The following is a 6,138-nucleotide window of genomic DNA, read 5'->3' on the forward strand; positions in this document are numbered from 1 at the left end:
AGAATACAAAAATGGTGAAGATCATTGGCCATCGCGGTGGGCGCAATCTGTGGGCCGAAAACAGCCTAGCCGGTTTCCAGAACCTGCTCGCCTTGGATGTAGACGCAGTGGAACTGGATGTTCATTTGAGTTCTGATGGGGTGCCGGTTGTAATCCATGACCCGTTGCTCGATCGCACCACCAATGGCAGAGGACCAGTTCAAGCGCAAAGTGCAGAGGCGCTTGGAAAAACCCTCCTGAACGATAGTCGCGGTCAAACCATACCTACCTTGGCCGAGGTTCTGGATGTCTTCGCTCCCACCAAGCTGGAGCTTGAGCTGGAGATCAAGATTGATGAACGCGGAAGACCTTACCCTGGTATGCCCGAAAAGATCATCGCACTTGCACAAGAGCGCAATATGCTGGATCGCGTCTTTCTTACGTGCTTCGTGCCGGAAGTGCTGGAGGATGTCCGTATGAAATTTCCAGACCAGCAGTTGTTGATGTCGATTGACCGACGCTCGGCAGAGTTCTTCGGTGGATTTGAGAAGGTGCTCAAGCGCGGCAATGATGTTGCAACGGTTCTGGCTTTCGAGAAGAGTTTGCTGGAGATCGTATTGGACCAATGCGTGGCAGAAGTTGGGACGCCAAGGCTTGGATGTTGGGTACCAAACACCGAAACTGAGCTTGAATATTGGCTTAGTAAGCCAATCGGCCAGTTGACGACGGATCGGCCCGATCTTGCGGTTCTCGTCGCAGGCCGACACTCATCACCAACCCATCGGCAGAAAGGGTGAATTGATGGCCTCGGTCGAACTTCGTTCAATTCACAAGACATATGGCAATGTGGAAGTCATTCCAAGCATCGATCTGACAATTGCGGATGCAGAATTCGTTGCGCTTGTCGGACCTTCCGGATGTGGCAAGTCAACGTTGCTGCGCATGATTGCCGGTCTTGAACAAATTACATCTGGTGATCTGCACATTGGCGATAGGAATGTGAACCGCGCAAATCCCAGCGAGCGCGATGTTGCGATGGTTTTCCAGAATTATGCGCTTTATCCGCATATGTCTGTCTTCGACAACATAGCGTTCAATCTTCAACTGGCAGGTCGTCCGAAAGCGGAAATTCGGGATAGGGTAGGTGAAGCGGCGCGGATGCTGGATCTCACCACGCTGTTGGACCGCAAGCCGCACCAATTGTCCGGAGGTCAGCGACAGCGCGTCGCAATGGGGCGCGCTATTGTGCGAAAGCCGTCTGTCTTTCTGTTTGATGAGCCGCTCTCCAATCTGGACGCAAAATTGCGTGTTCTGATGCGCGCCGAGATCAAGGAGCTGCACCAGAAGGTGAAGATCACGTCGATTTATGTCACGCATGATCAGATCGAAGCAATGACATTGGCCGATAGAGTTGTGGTGTTGAACAAGGGGCGGATCGAGCAACAGGGGACGCCCATGGAACTCTACACGAAGCCTGCAAATATCTTTGTCGCAGGCTTCATCGGTTCGCCATCCATGAACTTTCTTGACGCGACGGTCGAGCGCGGTTCAACAGGCGTCGCTATCCACTTGGGAAATGGTGCAAAACTGGACATGGCCAATAGCAACATCGATAAGAGTGGCAAGGTTGTGCTGGGGTTGCGCCCTGAACATCTGGAAGTACGGCGCGACGGCGGTATTCAAGCGAAAGTGCGCCTGATTGAACCAACCGGCGCTCAAACCCATGTTGTGCTGGAGGTCGGCTCAGAGAAACTGACGGCTGTCGTCGACAGCGAGATGCCGCTGGCCGTGGGCGAGGTGGTTGGTCTGGATATCGCACGCGAACGGGTGCATCTATTCGACCCGTCCAGTGGTGCTCGTATCAACTGATAGCGCTCCCGTTCAGGCAGTAATTAGAGGAGCATTCTGCGTCGTTCTGTCCGGCAGGAAATGATACGTGTTTGCAGCTCTTTGCAATCAATCCACCTGTCCCTGATTGATTGCGTATTGACACAAAACCTACTAGTAGGTAGATATGCCGCATGAGCAATTTGACAACCACTTCCGAAGATATCCTGGACTGCGCGCGATCTCTGATTATCGAGGGCGGATATAATGGCTTCAGCTATGCCGATATCGCAGCTGTTGTCGGCATCCGTAAGGCTAGTATACATCACCACTATCCAAGTAAGGTGGATCTGGTGAAGGCACTGATTGCCCGCCATCACGAGGATACGGAAGCCGGATTTGCCAATCTTGAGCTCAGTATTTCCGATCCGCTTGAGCAGCTGCGCGCTTATACACACTATTGGGGTGTCTGTATCAAAGATGCCAGCGCATCTTTTTGCATCTGTGCTCTGCTTGCCAGTGAGTTGCCGGTCCTTCCTGCGGAAATTGTTCCAGAGGTTCGGGCTTACTTCAAAATGCTGTCGTCATGGCTTGCCTCTGTGCTCGAACGTGGTTCACGGGAGGGGCAGGTTCGTTTGAACGAAGCCCCACACATCGAGGCCGAAACGTTCATGGCGACCGTTCATGGGGCTATGCTGTCGGCAAGAGCATATGGTGATCCGAATATGTTTCCTCTGGTGACGGAGCCGTTATTGAGGCGATTGTCAGCGGTTTGATCTCCAGCGACTAAACTCAGCTCACAGGGCGGTGGAGTTCGTATAATTGCAGTATAGCATTCTAGGCTACCTACTAGTAGGTAATATTGATATGCCGATCCGAAATCACTCTCAAGCCGCGAAAAGGAGCTTGAAATGTTTGGTATTTCTTCGCTTGGGTGGGTGCATACCTTGGGCAGTTTGCCTGCCATACCCTTGGCCTTTTATATGCTCGCCCGGCATGGCCGGATTGTGCCGCGTTCAAAGCCGGGCATCCTCTATTTCATTTCAATGGTGGTGGGTGCCAGTACAGTGTTTCTCATCGCAAAACAGCCGATCAGCAGTGGTATTGGTGCGGCGACGCTGGTTCTCTTATGCGCGGGATATATCGTCGGTCACATAGCGATTTTGGGTCGTGCGGGAAAATATCTGGAGACTATTTTTCTGAGTTTGACGGTGTTCCTGCTCATGGTGCCGACTGTCAGTGAGATTCTCCGTCGTGTCCCTGATGGACATCCTCTGGTGACGGATCTCCACTCTCCACTTCTTTTGGGTGCGCAGGCTAGTCTTCTCGTTCTTCTCATTGTCGGTCTGACGGCCCAGATGATTTATCTTTGGAGACGCAATAGGACCCAAACGACATGATGAGCACATCATCTCTCAATCTTGGTCAAGTGCGAGATGAAGAGTTGGAAAAGCTCCGACTGGCTCGATATGGATAGCCGCTTGTAAATATTGTGGCGATGTATCTTGGCTGTCCCTTCCGAGATATTCATATGACGTGAAATCGAGATATTGCTATGGCCGCGCAGGATCAGCTTTGTGATTGACTGCTGCGCAGGCGTGAGTTGCCCCTGGAATGCACCAAGAAACGTCTCCTCAATATCCTCTTTTGCATATTCATGATTGATATAGCTCGCATTGCTGCGGCAGTGGGTTGAGATCGCCGCAGCAACAACCGGCTCAATCTGTCTTAGATTATCGAGTTCAGAACCGGTGAACGGGTTGCTTCCGTGGTTTCGCATAAGCGAATAAACAGCCGCCGTTCGATGACGCAACGGCACGATAATGCCTATTTCCTCAACGAGCGCGCCGGCTTCAGATGAAACGCAAGGATGGATATCCTTTGCGATGACAAACTCCGATGTGAAGAAGCTGTCGGGCGCGAGTTCGCCCATTCTCCAAACGCCAGATGTGTGTTCGTTGATCGAGGCGACATAGAACGGATCAAGCAGATAACCGCCCCGCAAATAGGTTTCCAGTGTCTTGCGAGGCACGGAACTGCAATAGCCGTCATGGAGAAAAAGCGGGGTGTTGTTGAAGCTGAACAGGAAAATGCAGCTCATGTCGAATCGCACCCGGCCACTGATGGTTTGGTCGAGTGTCTGACCGAGCCCGGTTGTTCCGATGGATCGGATTATCTCTGACAGTCCGTTGGCATCCAGCGGAAACACGGTTTCTCCTCCCGTATAACTTTCGGCATATCGACGCATCCGGATATGATTTCTAGACTTCGCACCAAAAGCAAGAGTTCGGCGGGTGTATCGGACCGATTGGGGAAAATAGTTGGAGTTTATCCAGAAGGAGGAAACATGGCTGGTCGTTTGTCAGGAAAAGTAGCGCTTATAACGGGTGGCGCCGGAGGCTGTGGTCTCGCAGCGTCGGAACTCTTCGCTGCGGAAGGGGCCAAGGTCGGCATCGTGGATTTGCCGTCCAGCCCGGGTGCAGATGTTGCAAAAAAGCTTAACGAAGCTGGTCAAGAGGCGGTCTTCGCGCCAGCCGATGTTTCGGATGCCGGGCAAGTCGCTTCGGCAGTGGAGAAGATTATTGGTGCGTTCGGACCGATTACGGTTTTGATGAACCATGCAGGCACATTGGCGGCAGGTCCGTTTCTCGAAACGACTGAAGCGGAATGGGACCGCCTTATGGCGATCAATGTGAAAAGCATGTTCCTCGTCTCAAAGGCTGTACTGCCTTCGATGATCAGCGCCGGTGGCGGTAGCATTATCTCAACATCGTCGATTTCAGGCGTCGTGGGAACACCCATGGAAGTGCTTTACTGCACAACCAAAGGGGCCTGCCACATGTTCGCACGTGCTCTTGCCGTAGAGTTTCGCGACAGAAATATTCGCAGCAATGCGATCTGCCCCGGCTTCATCGCCACGGCGCACGGACGCAAGGAATTGGCGGTGCTGCAAAGTTTTGGCGTCGATGTTTCGGAAGATGCCATCAAAACTGCGCAAGGACGGCTCTGCTTGCCATCTGAAGTTGCTTCCGCAGCGCTTTTTCTTGCAAGCGATGAGGCGAGCTTCATCAATGGAGCGCATATCTTCGCGGATAATGGCTACACTGCCATCTGACAAAGCCGTGTCGCTTTGGCGACGCCGAACGCCCACAACAGCAATAAGCAAAAAGATGGGAACGAGAATGTCAAAGCAGAGCAATATGAGTGCAGGTGGCCACTGGCGCAATTGGGTCGGCAATCAGTCATGTGTGACTTCCGCCATGGGCGCTCCTGCCAGTGAGGCGGAACTTTGCGACATGGTCAATTCCGCAACGTCGCAAGGATTGAATGTCCGATGTGCAGGGTCTGGTCACTCCTTCACGCCCGTTGTGGCTACCAGCGGGCTTATGCTCACTCTTTCGGGCATGAAAGGGGTGAAAAATGTGGACCATGATCGCAAGCGGGTTACCGCAGCAGCCGGTACGACGATCAATGAGCTTGGCCGATATCTCAAAAGCAATGGTCTATCGATGGTCAATCAGGGCGATATCGACAGTCAGGCTTTGGCCGGCGCGCTGACAACTGGCACGCATGGCACGGGCGCAAAACTGTCCAATCTCGCTTCGTCGATTGTCGGCATGAAGATTGTTCAGCCAAATGGTGACATTCTGACCGTCGACGAAACCACGCCGGACATCTTACGTGCGAGCTGCGTTTCAATTGGGACGCTTGGTGTGATCTCCGAGATTACCTTGCAACTGATGGATTCCTATAACCTCTATGAAAGGCTCTGGCGGGAGGATTTCGATGTATGCATGGACATGCACGACGAACTTGCCTCCAAACATCGGCACTTCAGCTTCTTCTGGTGTCCGACGGAAAAAAGCCGTCATTGCTATTGTCTTCCGGATACGGCTTCAACGTCGCGCTCGGGAAAGACAACCGATGTCTGTGAAATGAAGATCATGGATATCACCGACCAGCCGCCCATGAGCCGGGGATTTGAAAAAGTCGCATACAGCTCGGAGATTTATCCGATCGAGTATGTGCCAAACTTCCACGAGCTTGAATATGCGGTGCCTGTCGCTCATGGCAAAGAGGCGGTCAAGGAAGTCCGAAAACTGATGCTGGAAAAATATCCGGAGTGCATTTACCCCATCGAGTATCGCTTTACGGCTGGCGATGATGCGTGGATGAGTCCCTTTTTTGAACAGGACAGCGTCACTGTATCGGTCTCTGGTGAGCCTGGAACGGACTATTTGTTGATTGCCGCTGAGAAGTGACCCGGTTTTTCCACCGAGAATTGACCCGCCTTTTAATTAATGTTCGGGTTTTTATTCACGGTCAAGTTTC

The 6,138-nt window shown here is 52.4% G+C and carries 6 protein-coding genes and 1 pseudogene; 6 read left to right on the top strand and 1 reads right to left on the bottom strand.

Features of this window, described 5'->3' with window-relative positions:
* The first annotated feature begins 11 nt into the window (after positions 1-11).
* The 4 genes from FGI60_RS07520 (at position 12) to FGI60_RS07535 (ending at position 3,206) form a co-directional block, all read left to right on the top strand.
* The gene (locus FGI60_RS07520; RefSeq protein WP_138784625.1) at positions 12-776 is read left to right on the top strand and encodes a glycerophosphodiester phosphodiesterase family protein; all 765 of its coding nucleotides are present in this window, start codon (positions 12-14) and stop codon (positions 774-776) included.
* A gap of 4 nt (positions 777-780) precedes the next feature.
* Positions 781-1,848 (top strand): ABC transporter ATP-binding protein, encoded by a 1,068-nt coding sequence (locus FGI60_RS07525; RefSeq protein WP_138784626.1) that lies wholly within the window; start codon positions 781-783, stop codon positions 1,846-1,848.
* A 152-nt stretch (positions 1,849-2,000) separates the two neighbouring features.
* Positions 2,001-2,582, top strand: a complete 582-nt coding sequence (locus FGI60_RS07530) for a TetR/AcrR family transcriptional regulator (RefSeq protein ID WP_138784627.1) — start codon at positions 2,001-2,003, stop codon at positions 2,580-2,582.
* Positions 2,583-2,717: 135 nt separating this feature from the next.
* Positions 2,718-3,206: a hypothetical protein gene (locus tag FGI60_RS07535; protein WP_138784628.1), complete on the top strand. Its 489-nt coding sequence runs from the start codon at positions 2,718-2,720 to the stop codon at positions 3,204-3,206.
* Positions 3,207-3,214: 8 nt separating this feature from the next.
* On the opposite strand, the gene FGI60_RS07540 is transcribed toward FGI60_RS07535, so the two are convergent.
* Positions 3,215-4,015, bottom strand: coding sequence for a helix-turn-helix transcriptional regulator (locus tag FGI60_RS07540; RefSeq protein WP_138784629.1), 801 nt, complete (start codon positions 4,013-4,015; stop codon positions 3,215-3,217).
* Between the two features lie 138 nt (positions 4,016-4,153).
* Here FGI60_RS07540 and FGI60_RS07545 point away from each other — a divergent pair, with 138 nt between their 5' ends.
* Both FGI60_RS07545 and FGI60_RS07550 read left to right on the top strand, forming a co-directional pair.
* Positions 4,154-4,921, top strand: coding sequence for an SDR family NAD(P)-dependent oxidoreductase (locus FGI60_RS07545; RefSeq protein ID WP_138784630.1), 768 nt, complete (start codon positions 4,154-4,156; stop codon positions 4,919-4,921).
* 85 nt (positions 4,922-5,006) lie between these two features.
* Positions 5,007-6,044, top strand: a pseudogene (locus FGI60_RS07550) (FAD-binding protein); the annotation flags it as partial.
* Positions 6,045-6,138 lie beyond the last annotated feature (94 nt).

The organism is Brucella haematophila (genome assembly GCF_005938105.1).
Lineage (GTDB): Bacteria > Pseudomonadota > Alphaproteobacteria > Rhizobiales > Rhizobiaceae > Brucella > Brucella haematophila.

What these genes read in the sequence shown, in the direction of transcription:
- FGI60_RS07520 (WP_138784625.1), top strand. Translation starts at nt 12, where the DNA reads ATGGTGAAGATCATTGGCCATCGCGGTGGGCGCAATCTGTGGGCCGAA.
- FGI60_RS07525 (WP_138784626.1), top strand. Translation starts at nt 781, where the DNA reads ATGGCCTCGGTCGAACTTCGTTCAATTCACAAGACATATGGCAATGTG.
- FGI60_RS07530 (WP_138784627.1), top strand. Translation starts at nt 2,001, where the DNA reads ATGAGCAATTTGACAACCACTTCCGAAGATATCCTGGACTGCGCGCGA.
- FGI60_RS07535 (WP_138784628.1), top strand. Translation starts at nt 2,718, where the DNA reads ATGTTTGGTATTTCTTCGCTTGGGTGGGTGCATACCTTGGGCAGTTTG.
- FGI60_RS07545 (WP_138784630.1), top strand. Translation starts at nt 4,154, where the DNA reads ATGGCTGGTCGTTTGTCAGGAAAAGTAGCGCTTATAACGGGTGGCGCC.